Origin of the sequence: Streptomyces sp. ISL-96, assembly GCF_018614035.1 — a bacterium.
Taxonomy (GTDB): domain Bacteria; phylum Actinomycetota; class Actinomycetes; order Streptomycetales; family Streptomycetaceae; genus Streptomyces.
On sequence record NZ_JAGGPA010000009.1, the window covers coordinates 115,334 to 133,353 of the forward strand.

Sequence of the window (18,020 nt, forward strand, 5' to 3'; positions counted from 1 at the left end):
TCGATGTGGTTGCCGAGGTGTTCGTTGTCTCTCAGTCCCCGTTCTGGTGAGCAAGTTCCGGCTCTGACCGTGCAGATCGCACGTGCGAGTAACCCGAACGGCACGACAGCGATGTGGGTGAGAGACCGGCTGGACGGGCTGTGGGACGACCAGGACTTCGCCGACTGGTACCCGCGCGATGGCCGGCCGGGTCTCTCACCTGCCCAGTTGGCCACCGTCTGCGTGGTGCAGTTCCTCCTCGGCCTCTCGGACCGGCAGGCGGCCGAGGCAGTGCGCTGCCGCATCGATTTCAAGTACGCCATGGCTTTGGAGCTGGACGATCCGGGATTCCACCACAGCGTTCTGGGCGACTTCCGTGAACGCCTCATCGAGGGTGATCGCACGGATCGGCTTCTGGACCTGGCGCTGACCCGGCTCAAGGACGCCGGGCTGGTGCGGGAGCGCACCACACAGCGCACCGATTCCACCCATGTCCTGGCTGCAGTCCGTGACTTGACCCGGCTGGAGCTGGTCACCGAGGCGGTGCGGGCCGCGCTGGAAGAGCTGGCCGGCACCGCCTCGCACCTGCTGGACGGCCTGGTCGACGAGGAATGGGGACGCCACTACGGCCGCCCGGTCCGCCTGGGCAAGAACCCCACCCGTCCCAAGACCAGGATCCTCGCCACGGGCGACGACGCCGTCCGGCTGATCGAGCACCTCGGGCAGCACGGGGCGGAACGCCTGTCCGGGCCCCGGGTCCAGGCCCTGCGGCAGATCATGGTGCAGAACTACTACCGCGACGGGGCTGGCCGCCTGCGCTGGCGCACCACCGAGGACGGCGGGCTGCCTCCTTCGCCGGCCGCAGTCGTCTCGCCCTACGACCCGACGGCCCGCCACGCGCGCCGCGGACATGTCACCCATTGGAAAGGGTTCGTCGCACATCTCACCGAGACCTGTGCTCCCGACGGCGTCAACGTGATCACAGATGTGGCCACCACCGACGCCACCAGCTACGACGCGAAGGCCCTGCCCGGCATCCACACCCGACTGAAGCGCCGTGGGCTGCTGCCCGCCGAGCACTTGGTCGACGGCGGCTACACCTCCCTGGTCCACCTTGAGCAAGCAGCACGGGATCACCAGGTCACGGTCACCGGGCCACTGCCGGTCAACACCACCCGCCAGCACAGCAAGAACAATGGCTTCGGTCGCGACGACTTCCACATCGACTTCGACCGCCAACAGGTCACCTGCCCGCAGGGCGAGGTCAGCCGGGGCTGGCACGGCCCCTACCCGACCTCCTCGCCCACCGCGGCGCCTCTGATCGTGGCACGGTTCACCAAGAGCCAGTGCCGTCCCTGTCCGGCCCGCACCCGCTGCACGAGCACCGCCGACAGTGCCCGAACCGTCGGGTTTCCCCCGCGAGAACTCCGCGACCTGCAACTCCGCGTCCGGGCCGAGCAGCGGACACCTGAGTGGAAGGCCCGCTACTCGGCCCGCTCCGGAGTGGAAGGCACCATCAACGAATTCGCCCACGGACACGGCATGCGCCACTGCCGATACCGAGGACAGCCGAAAGTCCACCTGCAACACGTGCTCACGGCCATCGCCGTCAACATCGAACGCCTCAGCGGCCGGGCACCCGCCGACGAAGTCCGCTCAACCCGGCCACCGACTGCCTTCCAGACTTACCTGGACCAGAACGCCATTCCCCGGTCAAAGTCCTGGCGCACCGTCGACACCTGACCAACGACCACCCCAAGATCCCCGACAGAGTCAGCGTCCGCGTATGGAGCGGGGGCTTCGTCATGTCTGGAGGTTGGTTGGGCTCGTTCTAGAGTTGATCTTCCATTCGCCGTGGTCGGCGTGGAGCACCTTCCCGTTCTCGTCGGTGCGGGCGATGTCGCGGGCTACGTCCTTGACGCGGTCGGAGGGTGCGTCGTTGTCGCCTCCCCGCAGGGCGATGGTGCCCACTCCTGCTGCGAGTACTGCTCCTCCGGCCACCAGTACGCTGTGTCGCTTCGTGCGGATAGCATCACAGATGCCCACGAATGTCTTCGTATTCAGACTCTGTCATACCGGTGATATCGTCAGCTTCGCTGAGGCTCCACCATCATGGCCCTTCCCATGCGCTTGCCCTGTGCGTCGAAGACACCGATCCGGACCGCGTCCGTGGCACGCTGAGGCCACTGTGTATACGCCTCTCCGATCGCCTGGGCCTGCATGTCGGGGTCGCCCTTCTTCGGGTTCAGGTCGGTGTGGATGTAGGCGTACACCGCGTCTCCCTCCACCACGCGCTGCACCGCCTTCACGTGGCTCACGACGGACCAGTCCGAGCTGTTTTCGGAGGCTGCCCATGTCTTGAAGAGTTCGCCGTCCCTGGCCTCGTCCTGGTGGTAGAACCCGTGGGGCTGGGGTGTGAGACGGTCGGGTACGGCGAGGTCTCCCTTCGGATGGGCCTCCAGTGAGCATCCGGCCAGTGCAAGGAGGGATGCGGTCAGCAGCAGACGGCGTGTGATCAAGGCGGGCTCCTCGGGTGCAGGAATGGGAGAGCCCCCACACCGTAGTCAGTGCGGGGGCTCGGGTGACGGTGGGGTGTTACATGGTCAGTTCGTCGGCCTTGTCGCCCCAGTTCCCGCCGGTCGGGTAGCTGTAGCTGTGCAGGTTTCCGAGGCATCCGCCCCATGCGGTGATGATGGACGGGTCCGGCATCCCGGTGCGCCAGTCGTAGAGTGCCATGCCGCCGGACTCGTCGTTGTTGCAGGTGGACGACGCCTGGTCGCGGAAGGAGTAGTCGCCCAGGTTCTTCGAGCCGTCGCTGTAGAAGGTGAGCTGGCGGCCGTAGTACCAGATGTTGGCCCAGATGCGGGTGGAACCGTACGGGGTGTAGGCGGTGCCGTCACCGTCGACCGCGATGGCCATCGAGCCGAACTTGTTCGGTGCGCCCTTCTTCATCGTCAGGTCGGATCTGCCTTCGGGCGCCTCGGGGATCGCGTACTTGGTCCCCTTCTTGGCCTTCTTGTAGGAGTTGGTGGCGGCCTTCTCCTCGTCTTCGGTGTCGAAGCACTTGACGGTGAGGTCGGGGTATTCGGCGCAGTTTTTGGCGGTGCCCCAGCCGTTCTTGGTCAGGTTGATCTTCTTGCCCTTGTACGTGGCGAAGATGTCACCGGTCTTCTTGGTACCGGCCCGGTCGGCCTGCTCCTTGGCCTGCTCTGCGGCGGGGTCGACGGTGTCGGCACTGGCGACCTGGGCTCCGGCGAGCACGAGCAGCGCGGCGGCGAAGGGTATGGCGATCTTTCGGGTCTTCAACACGTCTCCTGGAATTCTGGTCAGATGAGATGAACTCGTCGACATACTAACCGAGTTGGGAATCACCAAGGAGATCCCACAGGCTGGGACGGGAGTGGAATCAGGTCCACCAGTGGACGGAGTCGACGCGCTGTTCGGGGTCGCTGGTGTCGTCGGTGGTGAGGGTGTGGGTGTGCTTGAGGCAGGCGAGCTGGCTGCCGGTCTGGGGGATGGACTGGGTGAGTGCGGTGAGCAGGCTGGTGAGGGCGCCGAGGGCGGTGTAAGAGGTCCTAACAAAGGCGTTGGACGTGGCGGTGGGTGATGAGGCGCTTCCTCGGCGAGGGCCGAGGTGAAACGGTAGACGCACGAAGGGGGCGCACCGTGGGGGAGGAGTGGCCGGTGCAGATAGTTCCGCAGGATGAGGAGACGCGTGCGCAGGAGGCCGCGTTCGTGGAGGCCATGACGAGTCCGGGGGCCGGCGAGGCGCTGACGCAGGCGGCGCTGGCGATCAGGCTGCTGCTGTTGAGCGCCGATCCGGTCGACGTGGCCGGTGAGGGAGCTACTCCCTCGGAACTGGCTCTTCGACGATCTCGGCGTCCATGATGCCCATCTGACCGAGAGCGTCTTGGGCTGACACTGCCCCGGCGGGGGACAGCGCGGGGGGCCCATCGGACTTTGGTCCGAAGAGGCGCGAGATCAAACCGACCTCCGCGTTGTCCTTCGACTGCATCTTCATCGAGAAGCTGAAACCGGCCTCCTCGATATCAGACTTCAGCTTGACGAACTTGGCGAGGCGATCCATCTCGGAGGAGAGATTCGGGTCGGCGTACCCGCCTTCGACCTCCTCTGACATGCGCATCGAGAACACGCGCATGGCTTGCATGCTGATCATGGAGTCGAGCAGCGCGATGTACTGCTCCTTCGTGCGGACGCGTACAGGCATCTCGTACGCACAGGATTCCCCGGGTTGGTACTCGGGACATTTTTGGGCCAGGAAGCACCCGTCGCACACGCGGACCTTGGGGTCTACGGCGCTGATGCGGTGCTCGGTGCGGGTTCGGCGTTCCCCGGTGTCGGGGTCGGTGTAGCGGTGCGTGAATTCTTCGGTTTCGATGCCGGGCAGGAGCTTCTTCCCCCGTTCGGCGGGGGGTTCAGCATCTGTGTGGCTCGTGGTGCGGGGCCGGGGCGGTCGGACCTCAGTCGGTGAGGCCGAGCTCGCGGGCGATCAGCATGCGCTGGACCTCGCTCGTGCCCTCACCGATCTCCAGGATCTTGGAGTCGCGCCACATCCGGGCCACCGGGTACTCGTTCATGAAGCCGTAGCCGCCGTGGATCTGGGTGGCCTCACGGGCGTTGTCGACCGCGACCGTGGAGGAGTAGAGCTTCGCGATCGCCGCCTCCTTCTTGAACGGCTCACCCCGGACCAGGCGTGACGCCGCGTCACGCCAGCCGATACGGGCCATATGGGCGCGCATCTCCATGTCGGCGATCTTGAACTGGATCGCCTGGTTGGAGCCGATGGGGCGGCCGAAGGTGTGGCGCTCCTTCGCGTACGCCACCGACTCGTCGACGCATCCCTGGGCCAGGCCCGTCGCGAGTGCCGAGATCGCGACGCGGCCCTCGTCGAGGATGCGCAGGAACTGGGCGTAACCACGGCCCTCTTCACCGAGGAGGTTGGCGAGCGGGACCCGTACGTCGGAGAAGGACAGCTCTCGGGTGTCCGAGGCGTTCCAGCCGACCTTGGAGTACGGGGCGGCGACCGTGAAGCCCGGGGTGCCGGACGGGACGATGATCGCGGAGATCTCCGGCTTGCCGTCGGGCTTGCGGCCGGTCACCGCGGTCACGGTGACCAGGCCGGTGATGTCCGTACCGGAGTTGGTGATGAAGCACTTCGAGCCGTTGATCACCCACTCGTCGCCCTCGCGGCGTGCGGTCGTCTTCGTGCCGCCAGCGTCCGAGCCGCAGTCCGGTTCGGTGAGGCCGAACGCGCCCAGCAGTTCGCCCGAGCACAGGCGGGGCAGCCACTCGCGCTTCTGCTCCTCCGTACCGAAGCGGAAGATGGGCATCGCGCCGAGTGAGACGCCCGCTTCGAGGGTGATCGCGACCGAGGAATCGACGCGGGCCAGCTCTTCGAGGGCGATGCCGAGCGCGAGGTAGTCGCCGCCCATGCCGCCGTACTCCTCGGGGAAGGGCAGGCCGAACAGGCCCATGCGGCCCATCTCGCGGACGATTTCGTACGGGAACTCGTGGCGCTCGTAGAGGTCGCCGATCTTGGGGGCGACCACGTCGTGGGCGAACTCCTCGACCGTACGGCGGAGTTCTTCGTGTTCGGGGGAGAGGCGGTGGTCGAGGGGCATGGCTACGACTCCTTGTGGGACAGGTCCTTGTGGGACAGGGCACGCACGGTGCGGGAGGGACTGGGGCGGCCCAGCCGTTCGGCCATCCACGCGCTGGTGGCGGTGAGGCGGCCGAGGTCGACCCCGGTTTCGATTCCGAGGCCGTTGAGCATCCACACGAGGTCTTCGGTGGCGAGATTTCCGGTGGCGCTCTTCGCGTACGGGCAGCCGCCCAGGCCGCCCGCGGAGGCGTCCACGGTGGTGACGCCGTGCTGGAGTGCGGCGAGGGTGTTGGAGAGTGCCTGGCCGTATGTGTCGTGGAAGTGCACGCCGATGGCCGGGGTCGGGACTCCGGCCTCGTTGAGGTGGGTGAGCAGGGAACGGACGTGGCCGGGGGTGGCCACGCCGATCGTGTCGCCGAGGCTCAGTTCGTCGCAGCCGAGGTCCAGGAGTGCCTTGGCGACCCTGACGACTTGGGGGACCGGGACCGGGCCTTCCCACGGGTCGCCGAAGCACATGGAGAGGTAGCCGCGTACGTGAATGCTGTCCTGTTTCGCGCGGGCGACGACCGGCTCGAACATGGCGAGCGACTCGTCGATCGTCCGGTTGAGGTTGCGGCTCGCGAACGTCTCGGTCGCGCTCCCGAACACGGCGATGCGGCGCGCGCCGAGCGCCAGGGCGCGGTCGAGGCCGCGGGCGTTCGGCACGAGCACGGGGAGGTCGGCGATCCCCCGCAAGTCGTGCAGGAGCGGGAACAGGTCCTCGGCGTCGGCCAGCTGGGGCACCCACTTGGGGTGCACGAAACTGGTCGCCTCGACGGTGCTCAGCCCGGCGTCGGCGAGGCGGTGGATGAACTCCGCCTTCACCTCGGTCGGTACGACGGTCTTCTCGTTCTGGAGACCGTCGCGGGCGCCGACTTCGTGGATGCGGACGCGGGTGGGCAGGCCGGGCTCCCCGACCCGCATCGGCAGTTGCGGCCCGTCGGTCATGACTCCTCCTGCGGCGTGACGACGGCCAGGACCTGGTCCATGGCGACGGTCGAGCCCGGCGTCACGTCGAGCTCGGTGACGGTGCCGGCGTGCGGGGCGGAGATGACGTGCTCCATCTTCATCGCCTCGACGACGAGGAGACTCTGCCCGGCGTCGACGTGATCCCCGACGGCCACCTTGACCACGGTGACGGTGCCGGGCATGGGCGCGGCGAGGGTGTCCACCCCGGAGCGGGCGCCGCCGGTCAGGCTCGCCTCGACGGGGTCGTGGTCCTGGACGTGCCAGGCGTCCCCGTCCCGGCCCAGCCAGGTGCCCTCCGGGCTGGTCGCGTGGCTGAAGGTGTGGGTGACGCCGGCGAGTTCGATGGTCACGGTGCCGGCGTCGGCGGTGACGAGGCGCGCGCGGGTGGGCAGTTTTTCTTCCCCCACCCCGCCCCTTCCCGAAACTGGGGGCAAGCCCCCAGCCCCCCGGGGCGGCAGCTGCGCGCCGCCGGGCCCTGTCGGGGCTTCGGCCTCGCCACGGGTGGGTGCGTCGGGGTGCGTGCCGTTGGGTTCCTGGGGCGGGAGTTGTGTGCCGTTCGGGGCGACGGGTTCCAGGGGGATGGCGGTTGCCAGGTCCGGGGCTGCCGGGTGCGGGGCGGGGAGTTGGATTTCCTGGCCCGCCGCCGTGGTGCGCAAGCGGATCGCCACCGGGTCGTGGCCCGGTACGCGGGCGTGGTGCACCGTCCAGGCGGGGGTGCCGCCCAGGCGCCAGCCCGTGCGGGCGGAGAAGGGATCCGTCCAGCCGGGTGTGCCGTCGGCGACGGCCGTCTCCCCGGACCGCAGCAGAGCCGCCGCCGCGTACACCTCCGGCGGGACTCCGTCCGGGATCAGGCTGTCCGCGTCGCGTTCGACCAGGCCCGTGTCCAGCGCTCCGGAGACGACGTCGGGGTGGGCCAGCAGGCGGCGCAGGAACCCCGCGTTCGTCGGGACGCCCAGGGTGACCGTGTCGGCCAGAGCCGCGCGCAGGCGGCGCAGGGCCGTGGCGCGGTCGGGGGCGTACGCGATGACCTTGGAGAGCATCGGGTCGTAGATGCTGCCGACCTCCGTGCCCTGCGTGAGGCCGGAGTCCGTGCGTACGCCGTCGCCCTGCGGCTCGTGGAGGGCGAGGATCGCGCCGCCCGAGGGGAGGAAACCGCGGGAGGGGTCTTCCGCGCAGATGCGGGCCTCCACCGCGTGGCCCGTGAGCGTGATGTCCTTCTGGGAGAAGGGGAGTTCCTCGCCGGACGCGACCCGAAGCTGCCACTCCACCAGGTCCAGGCCGGTGATCAGCTCTGTCACCGGGTGCTCCACCTGGAGGCGGGTGTTCATCTCCATGAAGTAGTACGAGGAGGGGTCGTTGCCCGGGACGATGAACTCCACCGTGCCCGCACCCCGGTAGCCGCACGAGCGCGCTGCCTGGACCGCCGCCTCGCCCATCGCCGCGCGGGTCGCCTCGTCGAGGAGGACCGACGGGGCCTCCTCGATGATCTTCTGGTGGCGGCGCTGGAGGGAGCATTCGCGCTCGCCCAGGTGGATCACGTTTCCGTGGGCGTCGGCCAGGACCTGGATCTCGATGTGCCGGGGGCGGTCGATCCACCGCTCGACGAGGAGGGTGTCGTCGCCGAAGGACGCCTTTGCTTCACGCCTCGCCGCCGCGATCTCGTCGGCCAGTGCCGACTCGACCCGCGTCAGCCGCATGCCCTTGCCGCCGCCGCCGGCCGAAGGCTTGAGCAGGACCGGCATGCCGATCTCACGTGCCGCCGCCGCCAGTTCGGCGTCGGTCAGCCCGCTGCCGGACGAGCCGGGGACCACCGGCACGCCTGCCGCCCGTACCGTCTCCTTCGCCCGGATCTTGTCGCCCATCAGCGCTATGGCGGAGGCGGGAGGCCCGATGAAGGCGAGGCCCGCGTCCGCGCACGCCTGGGCGAAGGCGGCGTTCTCGGCGAGGAAGCCGTAGCCCGGGTGGACGGCCTGCGCGCCGGTACGGGCGGCCGCCTCCAGCAGGCGGTCCGTGCGCAGGTAGGAGGCGGACGCCGCCGCCGGGCCGATCCGGACCGCCGTGTCCGCCTCCCGTACATGACGGGCATCCGCGTCCGCGTCGCTGAACACGGCCACCGAGCGCACGCCCAGCTCCCGCAGCGTGCGGATGACGCGGACCGCGATCTCGCCGCGGTTGGCAACCAGGACTGTGTCGAACATCTTCATCGTCGTCGTCATCTGTCTCTCACATCCGGAAGATGCCGAAGGCGGGCTCGGGCAGCGGGGCGTTGGCGCAGGCCGTCAGGGCCAGGCCCACCACCTGCCGGGTCTCCAGCGGGTCGATCACGCCGTCGTCCCACAGCCGCGCGGTCGCGTAGTAGGCGTTGCCCTGGGCCTCGTACTGGGCGCGGATCGGATCCTTGAAGGCCTCCTCCTCCTCGGCCGGCCACTCCTCGCCCCGCCCCTCCAACTGGTCCCGCTTGACCGTCGCGAGGACCGACGCCGCCTGCTCGCCGCCCATCACCGAGATCTTCGCGTTGGGCCACATCCACAGGAAGCGGGGCGAGTACGCCCGGCCGCACATCGAGTAGTTGCCCGCGCCGTACGACCCGCCGACGACGACCGTCAGCTTCGGTACGCGCGTGCACGCCACCGCTGTCACCATCTTCGCGCCGTGCTTGGCGATCCCGCCCGCTTCGTAGTCCCTGCCGACCATGAAGCCCGAGATGTTCTGGAGGAAGAGGAGGGGGATGCCGCGCTGGTCGCACAGTTCGATGAAGTGCGCGCCCTTCTGGGCGGATTCGGAGAACAGGATGCCGTTGTTGGCGACGATGCCGACCGGGTGCCCGTGGATCCGCGCGAAGCCCGTGATCAGCGTCTGGCCGTACTCCGCCTTGAACTCCTGGAAGCGCGAGCCGTCGACCGTACGGGCGATCACTTCACGCACGTCGTACGGCGTACGGGAGTCCACCGGCACCGCGCCGTACAGCCCGGCAGGATCGACCTTCGGCTCCTCGACCGGCTCGACCGACCACGGCAGCGGGCCGCGCTCCGGGAGCGTCGCGACGATGTTCCGGACGATGCGCAGCGCGTGGGCGTCGTCCTCGGCGAGGTGGTCGGTGACGCCCGACGTGCGGGAGTGGACCTCGCCGCCGCCCAGCTCCTCCGCCGTGACGACCTCGCCAGTGGCGGCCTTCACCAGTGGTGGCCCGCCCAGGAAGATCGTGCCCTGGTTCCGCACGATGACGGCCTCGTCGCTCATCGCGGGTACGTACGCCCCGCCCGCCGTGCAGGAGCCGAGCACCGCCGCGATCTGCGGGATGCCCGCCCCCGACATGCGGGCCTGGTTGTAGAAGATGCGCCCGAAGTGCTCGCGGTCCGGGAAGACCTCGTCCTGCATGGGGAGGAAGGCGCCGCCGGAGTCCACCAAGTAGACGCAGGGCAGCCGGTTTTCGAGAGCGACCTCCTGGGCGCGGAGGTGCTTCTTGACGGTCATCGGGTAGTACGTGCCGCCCTTGACCGTGGCGTCATTGGCGACCACGACCACCTCGCGGCCGCTCACCCGCCCGATCCCGGCGATCACACCGGCGGCCGGCGCCGCCCCGCCGTACATCCCCTCGGCCGCCAGTGGGGCCAGCTCCAGGAAGGGCGATCCGGGGTCCAGGAGCGCGTCCACGCGGTCGCGGGGGAGGAGCTTTCCGCGCGCGGTGTGCCGGGCACGCGCCTTCTCGCCGCCGCCGAGCCGCGCCGCGGCGAGCCGCCCGCGCAGCCCCTCCACGAGCTCCAGGTGGGCCGCTTCATTGGCCCGCCATGCCTCGGCTGCCGGATCGGCGGTGCTGGTCAGCACCGGTGCCTGCCGCATCTCCTGAGCCCCCTTGCCCGGTCGATGTGATGGTGATCATGACGCGCATGTTAGTGAGCGTTAACGCCATTTCAGGTTAACGAGCGCTAACCTTCCTGTCCAGGGGTGGCGGATTCCTCCTGCGGTATGACGCGGCCAGGATCGATTCCTGTCAGGATCTGTCCGACGCATTTCGTACGGGGCGAGGGATTGTGACGGCACTAGAGGGCACGGCGGCGTTGCGGCCGCGGCAGCGCATCCTGGAGGTGGACGCCCTTCGCGGCTTCGCGCTCCTGGGCATACTGCTGGTCAACAGCTTGACCATGGCGGGCACGTACGGCCTGCTGGGCGGGCGTCCGTCCGGCTCTGCCGACACCGTGGCCCTCTGGCTGGTCGAGTTCCTCGCGCAGAGCAAGTTCTACCTGCTCTTCTCGTTCCTCTTCGGCTACAGCTTCACCCTCCAGGCGGCCTCGGCCGAGCGCGCCGGCGCCCGGTTCGGGCCGCAGACGATGCGGCGGCTGCTGGGGCTGTTCGTCCTCGGCGCCCTTCACGCGGTGTTCCTCTATGTGGGCGACATCCTCACCATGTACGGCGTGCTCGGCCTGATCCTCTTCGCCGCCCGCCGGGCCACTGCCCGGCGGGCCTTCCGTGCCGCGCTCTGGGTGTGGGGCGCGTGCGGCTCGGTCGTGCTGATGCTCGGCTTGCTCCTGACGCTGGCCGACGCCGTCGCGGACCCGGCATCGGAAGCGGCGCTGGACGCGGAGGCCGCCGGACTCGTCACCGCTTACCGGGGCGGTTTCGCGGACGTCGTCGGAGCGAACGTGGAGCACCTGCCGACCGCCGCCCTCGCGTTCCTGTTCACGGGCGGCTTCGTCGTCGCCGCCTTCCTCGTGGGACTCGCGGCCGGAAAGTGGCAGTGGGTCACGCGGGCCGGCGGGGCGGCCCTGCGGCGTACCCTCGTGATCGGCCTCTGCGTAGGAGTGCCGGCTGCGGCCTTCTCGGCGGCGGGCGTGGCGGGCCCGCTCTCCACCCGCTGGGAATGGCTCGCCGGGATGACCGGCATCGTCATGGCCCCGGCACTCAGTGCCGTTTACGTCGCCGGACTTCTGCTCTGGTTCGGTACGCCGAGCGGGGCACGGGTGGCCGGGGTGTTCGCGCCCGCCGGGCGGATGGCGCTGACCAACTACCTCACGCAGTCGCTGGTCATGGCCTTGATCTTCACCGGGTACGGTCTGGGTCTGTACGGGCGCATGGGCATCGCCGCCCCGCTCGGCGTCGCGCTCGTCCTCTACGCCGCCCAGCTCGCCCTCAGCGGGCTGCTGATGCGGCGATACCGGCTTGGGCCGGTGGAGTGGGTGCTGCGGGCGTTCACCCACCTCCGGGCCCGTCCCGCAGAGCGTTCCGCCGTGCATCCCGGAGAGCAGCACCATAAGGTTAACGACCGCTAACCGGCCGGTTTAGAATGGCCTCATGAGCACCAACGCCGCCGCCCGCGTCGCGGCCCCCGCCCGCCGCGAGCAGATCCTCAAAGAGGCCGCCCGCCTCTTCGCAGAGCGCGGCTTCCACGGCGTGGGCGTCGACGAGATAGGCGCCGCCGTCGGCATCAGCGGCCCGGGGCTCTACCGGCACTTCCCGGGCAAGGACGCCATGCTCGCCGAGCTGCTCGTCGGCATCAGCGAGCGGCTGCTGGACGGCGGCAGGCAGCGCGCCGCCGCGGAATCGGCCGACAGCCCGGCGGCCGTCCTGGGCTCGCTCATCGACGGCCACATCGACTTCGCGCTCGACGACCGGCCCCTGATCACCCTGCACGACCGCGAACTGGACCGCCTCAGGGAGAGCGACCGCAAGCGGGTCCGACAGCTCCAGCGGCAGTACGTCGAACTGTGGGTCACCGTCGTACGGGAGCTGAATCCCGACGTACCGGAGGCGGAGGCGCGGTCGGCCGTGCACGCCGTGTTCGGGCTGCTCAACTCGACGCCGCACCTGGGGTCGTACGGCAACGGACTGCCGGGGCGGGCGGCGATGGAGGGGCTGCTGCGGCGGCTGGCGCACGGGGCGTTCGGGGCGCTGGCGCCGCGGGCTGTGGCCTGACGCAACCAGGGCGCTGCCCCGGACCCCCGTTGCCCGTTGCCCGCCTGGGCAGGCTTTGCCGGACGGGGGTGGGACCCGGACGGCACAATGGGCTCATGCCGATACCCAGCCGCGCCGCTCTTGTCGATCACCTCGCCCGCACCCGCATCGCCGGTGACGTCGCCACTCCCCGCGACAACAACCTCTCCCACTACCGCAAGCTCGCGAACGGTGACCGCCACTACTGGCTCGGTCTCGAACTCGGTGACCGCTGGACCGACGAACAGGACGTCCTCGCCGTAATGGCCGAGCGCTGCGGTGTCAGTGACGACCCCGAGCACCGCATGGGCCAGGACACCATTGACCCCGAGCTGACCGTCGACGCGCTGGAGCGCATGGCGGCGCGACTGCGCAAGGCCGCCGCCGGCAAGGAGCGCGTGCTGTTCGCGACCGGGCACCCCGGCGGGCTGCTCGACGTACACCGCCAGACAGCGGACGCGCTGCGCCGCGCGGGCTGCGAGATCGTACGGATCCCCGGCGGGCTCATGGCCGACGAGGGCATGGTGTTCCAGTTCGCGGACGTCGCGATGCTGGAACGCGGCGCGACGCTGTGGCACACGCACTCGCCCGAGCCGATGACGGCGATCCTCAACGCGATGGAACACCAGGGCCGGCCACTGCCCGACCTGGTCGTCGCCGACCACGGGTGGGCGGGGTGCGCCGGTCAGCGCGGGATCGACGCGGTCGGGTACGCCGACTCCAACGACCCGGCGCTCTTCATCGCGGAGGCGGAAGGCACGCTCCAGGTCACGGTCCCGCTCGACGACCACGTCACCGACCCGCGCTTCTACGACCCGATGACGGCGTACCTGCTGGACGCGGCGGGCCTGGGCGAAGGCGCGGCCTGACACTCGCGCGCGCTCGTGGGGGGCGGGCCCGGCTTTCACTCGTACGGCGGCCTTCCCAGGGCTTCGGGCGCCCTCAGGCTGGGCGGTGTGTATGTTCCGCCGGATGGAAGATCGGGACGACGCCCTCAGCGAGGCCGCGTCGACACTGGGCACTGCGACGGAGCAGGACACCGTCAACGCCGCTCTCCTCGAGGTGGCCAAGCGTCGTCGGCGCCTGATCGCACTGGAAGAGCTCGCCGCCATGGGTGAGCGGGGCGACTTCGACATCCTGCTGGACAAGGGCAGCTACCGTCGACCACCGCAGCGCCGACGGCCACCGCCGAGCCGGCCGGGCTGACCGTGCTGCACTACGACGCGGACTTCGCGACCGTCGCCGGGGCGACTGGGCAGCCCACGAGGTGGGTGGCGCCTTCGGGCACCCTCTGACGCCGGACGGTCATCAGCCATCAGCGCTCAGCGGGGTACCCGGACCACGCCCTCCTGGATGACGGAAATCGCCAGGCGGCCGTCCTGCGTGTAGATCCTGGCCTGGCCCAGTCCCCGTCCGCCCGACGCCGACGGTGACTCCTGGTCGTACAGCAGCCATTCGTCCGCCCGGAACGGCCGGTGGAACCACATCGCGTGGTCGAGTGACGCGCCGACGACATCGCCGGTCGCCCAGCCGCCGCGCCCGTGCGCGAGCAGCACCGAGTCGAGCAGCGTCATGTCGGAGACGTACGTCGCGAGGCAGACGTGCAGGAGTGGGTCGTCGGCGAGCTTGCCGTTCGTACGGAACCAGACCTGCGAGCGCGGCTCGCGCCGTTCGCCGACGCTGCCGTACGGAGGGGCGTCGACGTAGCGGAGATCGACCGCCGCGCGGGCCTCCAGCATGCGGTCGACGACACCCGGGTCGAGGAAGTGGTCCGCGTACCGCGGCAGCATCTGGGCGGCCGTCGGGAGCGTCTCGGGGTCCGGTGCGGGCGGCATGTCCGCCTGGTGCTCCAGGCCCTCCTCGTACGTCTGGAAGGACGCGGAGAGGTGGAAGATCGGCTGGCCGTGCTGGACGGCGACGACGCGGCGCGTGGTGAACGAGCGGCCGTCGCGGATGCGGTCCACGGTGTAGACGATCGGCGCGCCCGGGTCGCCCGCGCGCAGGAAGTAGGCATGGAGGGAGTGGGCGAGCCGGTCGCCGGGGACCGTGCGGCCCGCGGCGACGAGGGCCTGGGCCGCGACCTGGCCGCCGAAGACGCGCGGGACGATCGCCGAACGGCTCACGCCTCGGAAGATGTCCTCCTCGATCTGCTCCAGGTCGAGCAGATCGAGGAGTGCATCGAGTGCCTTGTTCATAACGGCAGTTCTACAGGGTGGGTCTTACAGACCCATGTCCTTGGCGATGATCATCTTCATGACCTCGCTGGTGCCGCCGTAGATGCGGTTGACGCGGTTGTCCGCGTACAGGCGGGCGATCGGGTACTCGTTCATGAAGCCGTAACCGCCGTGCAGCTGGAGGCACCTGTCGATGACGCGGTGTGCGACCTCGGTGGTGAACAGCTTCGCGGACGCCGCCTCGGCCGGCGTCAGCTCGCCCGCGTCGAGGGCTTCCAGGGCGCGGTCGACGACGGCCTCGGCGGCGTCCACCTCGGCCTGGCAGGCGGCCAGTTCGAACTTGGTGTTCTGGAAGGAGGCCACCGGCTTGCCGAAGACGGTGCGGTCCTGGACGTACTGCTGCGCGAAGCGGACCGCGGCCTTGGCCTGTGCGTACGCGCCGAACGCGATGCCCCAGCGCTCCGAGGCCAGGTTCTTGCCCAGGTAGCCGAAGCCCTTGTTCTCCTCGCCGAGCAGGTCCTCGACCGGCACCTTCACGTCGACGAACGCCAGCTCGGCGGTGTCGGAGGTCTTCAGGCCGAGCTTGTCCAGCTTGCGGCCCACCGAGTAGCCCTCGGACTTGGTGTCCACGGCGAACAGGGAGATGCCGAAGCGGCGGTCGTCCTCGCGCGGGGCGGAGGTGCGGGCGCACACGATCACGCGGTCGGCGTGCACACCGCCGGTGATGAACGTCTTCGCGCCGTTGAGGACGTAGTGCGTGCCGTCCTCGGAGAGCTTGGCGGTGGTCTTCATGCCCGCGACGTCGGAGCCGGTGCCCGGCTCGGTCATCGCCAGCGCCCACATCTCCTCGCCGGAGACGAACTTCGGCAGGTAGCGCTGCTTCTGCTCGTCGGTGGCGAGCATCTCGATGTAGGGCAGGCCCAGCAGCACGTGCACGCCGGAGCCGCCGAAGTTGACGCCCGCGCGGGACGTCTCCTCGTACATCACGGCTTCGTACTTGTGCGACTCGATGCCCGCGCCGCCGTACTCCTCGGGGACCCGGATGCCGAAGACGCCCAGCTCGCCGAGCTTGTAGTAGAAGTCACGCGGCGCCTGGCCGGCGGCGAACCACTCGTCGTAGACGGGTACGACCTCGGCCTCGATGAAGGCCCGGATGGTCTTCCGGAACGCCTCGTGGTCCTCGTCAAAAACGCTACGGCGCACGGGACGCCCCCTTCATGCTCAATCGGCGATGCTGGCGATGCTGTTCTAAGCGCTTGCTCAGTCGAAGTTACCGGGTAGTCACCAGCGCTGTCCAGGCTCCGGGACGGTCGTACGCGTCACAGCCAGCGCAGCGTGAACCACAGATCCATCCGTACGTCAGCGTCGTCCAGGTCGGCATCGAGCAGGGCCGCGCAGCGGGTGATGCGCTGGCGGACCGTGTTGCGGTGGACGTCGAGCGCGACGGCGGTACGGTCCCAGCTGCCGTGGAGTGAGAGCCAGGTGCGCAGGGTCGAGGTGAGGGCGGGGGAGTCGGCGATCGGCGCGAGCTGTACGCGGGCGTGGGCGCGGGCCTCGTCGGGGGCGACCAGGGAGGCGATTCCCTCGCCTGCCTCGCCCCGGTCGCGCACGAGGGGGCTGCGGGTGGCCTCGGCTCGGCGTACCGCCCGCTCGGCGCGGACTTCGGCGGCCGGCAGGTCGGACGCGGGCACGGGGGAGCTGACGCCCAGGGTCCAACCGGCCTGCGGCTCGATCTCCCGGGCGTCGCTCAGGAGGATCCGTACGCCGCCTGCCTCGTCCGTCGCGTCCACCAGCGCGCTGCCGAGGGCCGACCCGAGCGCCGCGGCGGCGAGCGGATCACGACCGGGAGTACCGGAAGTAACGGTAGGGCGGGCGTGGACCACGGTCCAGTCCTCCGCGCCCAGCAGCGGCGCCACCTCCCCCGCGTTCGCCCCGAGCAGCAGCCGCACCAGCGCGGCGGCGCGGGCGGACTCCGCGGCGCCCTGATGCGGCGTGGTGAGCAGCGACAGCAGTACGACGGCGACGCCGGCGATGGTGTGGTCCCCGGCCTCGCGCCGGTTCGAGGCCACCGCGAGCGCCAGCCGCTGGCCGCCGGCGAGGGCGTACGCGGCGAGATGGCTGGCGCCGGCGGTGTCGGTGGCGGAGGCGGGCGCGGTCCTGGGCGCGGGCGGGGCGCCCTTTGTCGCGGCCGGCTCCGGCGGGTTCACCACGCGCGCGAGCCGGGTCAGGGCCGCTTGCGTCTCGGGCGACGGTGTACGCCCCGCCGTGGCCAGCGGTGCCCCGTCGGCCGACAGCAACACCGCCCACGCCCCGCCCCCGTCCAGCCGCGCCGTCAGCTGCCGCAGGACCGCGGGCACCGGGTCGGGGCGGGCCGCAGCCGTGGCCAGGCCCTGCTGGGCCTGGGCGACGCGGCGCAGCTCGCGGTGGCGGGCCTCCGCCATCAGCCGCCACACCGCGCGGGCGATCGCGGTGAACGTCGTCGGCGGCGGCACCTCCACCAGGGGCAGCCCGTGCCGCTCGCACGCCGCCACCAGGGCCGGCGGAACCGTGTCGTACACCGGCGCGACACCGAAGCCGAGCGCCGCCGCGCCCGCCTCCATGACCCGGGAGACGTAGTGGTCGGGGTCCGTGAGCTGGACGCCCGCCGTCAGAAGGAGCTCACCGCCGAGGAGGTAGGGGTACGGGTCGCCCATCTCCGACGTATGCACCCAGTGCAGATCCGCGTCCTCGGGCCCCGCGATCCGGCGCAGGCCGAGCTCCTCCCGCGCCAGCAGCTCTGCCAGCGATACGGGCGGGGTAGGAGGGGAGGTCACAGGCTCCGGCATGGACAGTCCATCCATCTGGGGTCGGGAGAGTGGATGAAACGTACACTTCAGCGTCGCCTTCCAGCCACCTAATGTCGAGCGAACCGGCGGCCGCGGGTACGGGCGGATGTCCCCGCACAAGAGCCGCCGCTCTCCCTGCATATCCCTGCGCGACACGCCACTGAGGTGCTCGAAGGAGGATGGCCCATGGCCGTCGACTACGCGGTCGTCACGGTCGGCGGCCTCGCGGTCATCGGGGTCATGGCCTGGTACGGAATCCTCGCCAACGAGCCCGTCTACTACGGCTTGTTGCTGTCGCTCGCGGCGTACGTCGTCGTCAGCCTCGCCACCCCGCCGACCGACGCCGCCGTCCTGGCCGCCTGGCGCGAGCGGCTGGCGGGCCGGGGCGCCGAGCCGGAGCCCGATCACGAGCCCGGGTCCGACCCCGAGCCCCAGTCCAAGTCCGTCCCCACGCCGGGCTAAAGTCATATAACGCAACGAAGC

At 70.1% G+C, this 18,020-nt stretch carries 17 protein-coding genes and 1 pseudogene; 6 read left to right on the plus strand and 12 right to left on the minus strand.

Translation table 11 applies throughout. The features are described 5' to 3' along the window. The first annotated feature begins 3 nt into the window (after positions 1 to 3). Positions 4 to 1,722 (plus strand): IS1182 family transposase, encoded by a 1,719-nt coding sequence (locus tag J7E96_RS06360; protein WP_215128440.1) that lies wholly within the window; start codon positions 4 to 6, stop codon positions 1,720 to 1,722. Positions 1,723 to 1,782: 60 nt separating this feature from the next. Here the strand turns inward: J7E96_RS06360 and J7E96_RS06365 are convergent, their stop codons facing one another. The 9 genes from J7E96_RS06365 to J7E96_RS06410 all read right to left on the minus strand — a co-directional run bounded on the left by J7E96_RS06365 (position 1,783) and on the right by J7E96_RS06410 (position 10,450). Continuing rightward, positions 1,783 to 1,980 carry a hypothetical protein gene (locus tag J7E96_RS06365; RefSeq protein WP_215128306.1) on the minus strand — a complete coding sequence of 66 codons (198 nt, stop codon included), beginning with the start codon at positions 1,978 to 1,980 and terminating at the stop codon, positions 1,783 to 1,785. Between the two features lie 86 nt (positions 1,981 to 2,066). Beyond that, complete coding sequence (locus J7E96_RS06370) at positions 2,067 to 2,498, minus strand: hypothetical protein (RefSeq protein ID WP_215128308.1); 432 nt, start codon at positions 2,496 to 2,498, stop codon at positions 2,067 to 2,069. Between the two features lie 76 nt (positions 2,499 to 2,574). Beyond that, positions 2,575 to 3,288: a hypothetical protein gene (locus J7E96_RS06375; protein ID WP_215128310.1), complete on the minus strand. Its 714-nt coding sequence runs from the start codon at positions 3,286 to 3,288 to the stop codon at positions 2,575 to 2,577. A gap of 97 nt (positions 3,289 to 3,385) precedes the next feature. Next, positions 3,386 to 3,631 carry a hypothetical protein gene (locus J7E96_RS06380; protein WP_215128312.1) on the minus strand — a complete coding sequence of 82 codons (246 nt, stop codon included), beginning with the start codon at positions 3,629 to 3,631 and terminating at the stop codon, positions 3,386 to 3,388. Between the two features lie 192 nt (positions 3,632 to 3,823). After that, on the minus strand, positions 3,824 to 4,207 hold the full coding sequence (locus J7E96_RS06385) for a hypothetical protein (RefSeq protein ID WP_215128313.1): 384 nt from the start codon (positions 4,205 to 4,207) through the stop codon (positions 3,824 to 3,826). Positions 4,208 to 4,460: 253 nt separating this feature from the next. Further along, on the minus strand, positions 4,461 to 5,621 hold the full coding sequence (locus J7E96_RS06390; protein WP_215128315.1) for an acyl-CoA dehydrogenase family protein: 1,161 nt from the start codon (positions 5,619 to 5,621) through the stop codon (positions 4,461 to 4,463). Positions 5,622 to 5,623: 2 nt separating this feature from the next. After that, the gene (locus tag J7E96_RS06395) at positions 5,624 to 6,589 is read right to left on the minus strand and encodes a hydroxymethylglutaryl-CoA lyase (RefSeq protein WP_251069487.1); all 966 of its coding nucleotides are present in this window, start codon (positions 6,587 to 6,589) and stop codon (positions 5,624 to 5,626) included. Continuing rightward, entirely contained in the window at positions 6,586 to 8,808 is a 2,223-nt protein-coding gene (locus tag J7E96_RS06405; protein WP_251069505.1) for an acetyl-CoA carboxylase biotin carboxylase subunit, read from the minus strand. The genes J7E96_RS06395 and J7E96_RS06405 overlap by 4 nt, the downstream gene beginning before the upstream one ends. A 25-nt stretch (positions 8,809 to 8,833) precedes the next feature. Next, positions 8,834 to 10,450 (minus strand): carboxyl transferase domain-containing protein, encoded by a 1,617-nt coding sequence (locus J7E96_RS06410; RefSeq protein ID WP_215128317.1) that lies wholly within the window; start codon positions 10,448 to 10,450, stop codon positions 8,834 to 8,836. Between the two features lie 191 nt (positions 10,451 to 10,641). Between J7E96_RS06410 and J7E96_RS06415 the strand changes: the two genes are divergently transcribed. From J7E96_RS06415 to J7E96_RS06430, 4 genes are all read left to right on the plus strand, one after another. Then, positions 10,642 to 11,877: a DUF418 domain-containing protein gene (locus tag J7E96_RS06415; RefSeq protein WP_308295858.1), complete on the plus strand. Its 1,236-nt coding sequence runs from the start codon at positions 10,642 to 10,644 to the stop codon at positions 11,875 to 11,877. 22 nt (positions 11,878 to 11,899) lie between these two features. Further along, positions 11,900 to 12,520: a TetR/AcrR family transcriptional regulator gene (locus tag J7E96_RS06420; protein ID WP_215128319.1), complete on the plus strand. Its 621-nt coding sequence runs from the start codon at positions 11,900 to 11,902 to the stop codon at positions 12,518 to 12,520. A 95-nt stretch (positions 12,521 to 12,615) separates the two neighbouring features. Then, entirely contained in the window at positions 12,616 to 13,407 is a 792-nt protein-coding gene (locus tag J7E96_RS06425; protein ID WP_215128321.1) for a phosphatase, read from the plus strand. A gap of 103 nt (positions 13,408 to 13,510) precedes the next feature. Continuing rightward, positions 13,511 to 13,744 (plus strand): DUF2191 domain-containing protein, encoded by a 234-nt coding sequence (locus J7E96_RS06430; RefSeq protein ID WP_308295859.1) that lies wholly within the window; start codon positions 13,511 to 13,513, stop codon positions 13,742 to 13,744. A 116-nt stretch (positions 13,745 to 13,860) separates the two neighbouring features. Here J7E96_RS06430 and tesB read toward each other — a convergent pair whose 3' ends face one another. The 3 genes from tesB to J7E96_RS06445 form a co-directional block, all read right to left on the minus strand. Then, entirely contained in the window at positions 13,861 to 14,733 is an 873-nt protein-coding gene (tesB, locus tag J7E96_RS06435; protein ID WP_215128324.1) for an acyl-CoA thioesterase II, read from the minus strand. A gap of 24 nt (positions 14,734 to 14,757) precedes the next feature. Continuing rightward, positions 14,758 to 15,915, minus strand: a complete 1,158-nt coding sequence (locus tag J7E96_RS06440) for an acyl-CoA dehydrogenase family protein (RefSeq protein ID WP_215128326.1) — start codon at positions 15,913 to 15,915, stop codon at positions 14,758 to 14,760. 116 nt (positions 15,916 to 16,031) lie between these two features. Further along, the gene (locus J7E96_RS06445; protein ID WP_251069488.1) at positions 16,032 to 17,537 is read right to left on the minus strand and encodes a PucR family transcriptional regulator; all 1,506 of its coding nucleotides are present in this window, start codon (positions 17,535 to 17,537) and stop codon (positions 16,032 to 16,034) included. 201 nt (positions 17,538 to 17,738) lie between these two features. Between J7E96_RS06445 and J7E96_RS06450 the strand changes: the two are divergent. Then, a pseudogene (locus tag J7E96_RS06450) lies at positions 17,739 to 17,999 on the plus strand (sodium:solute symporter); the annotation flags it as partial. Positions 18,000 to 18,020: the final 21 nt, after the last annotated feature.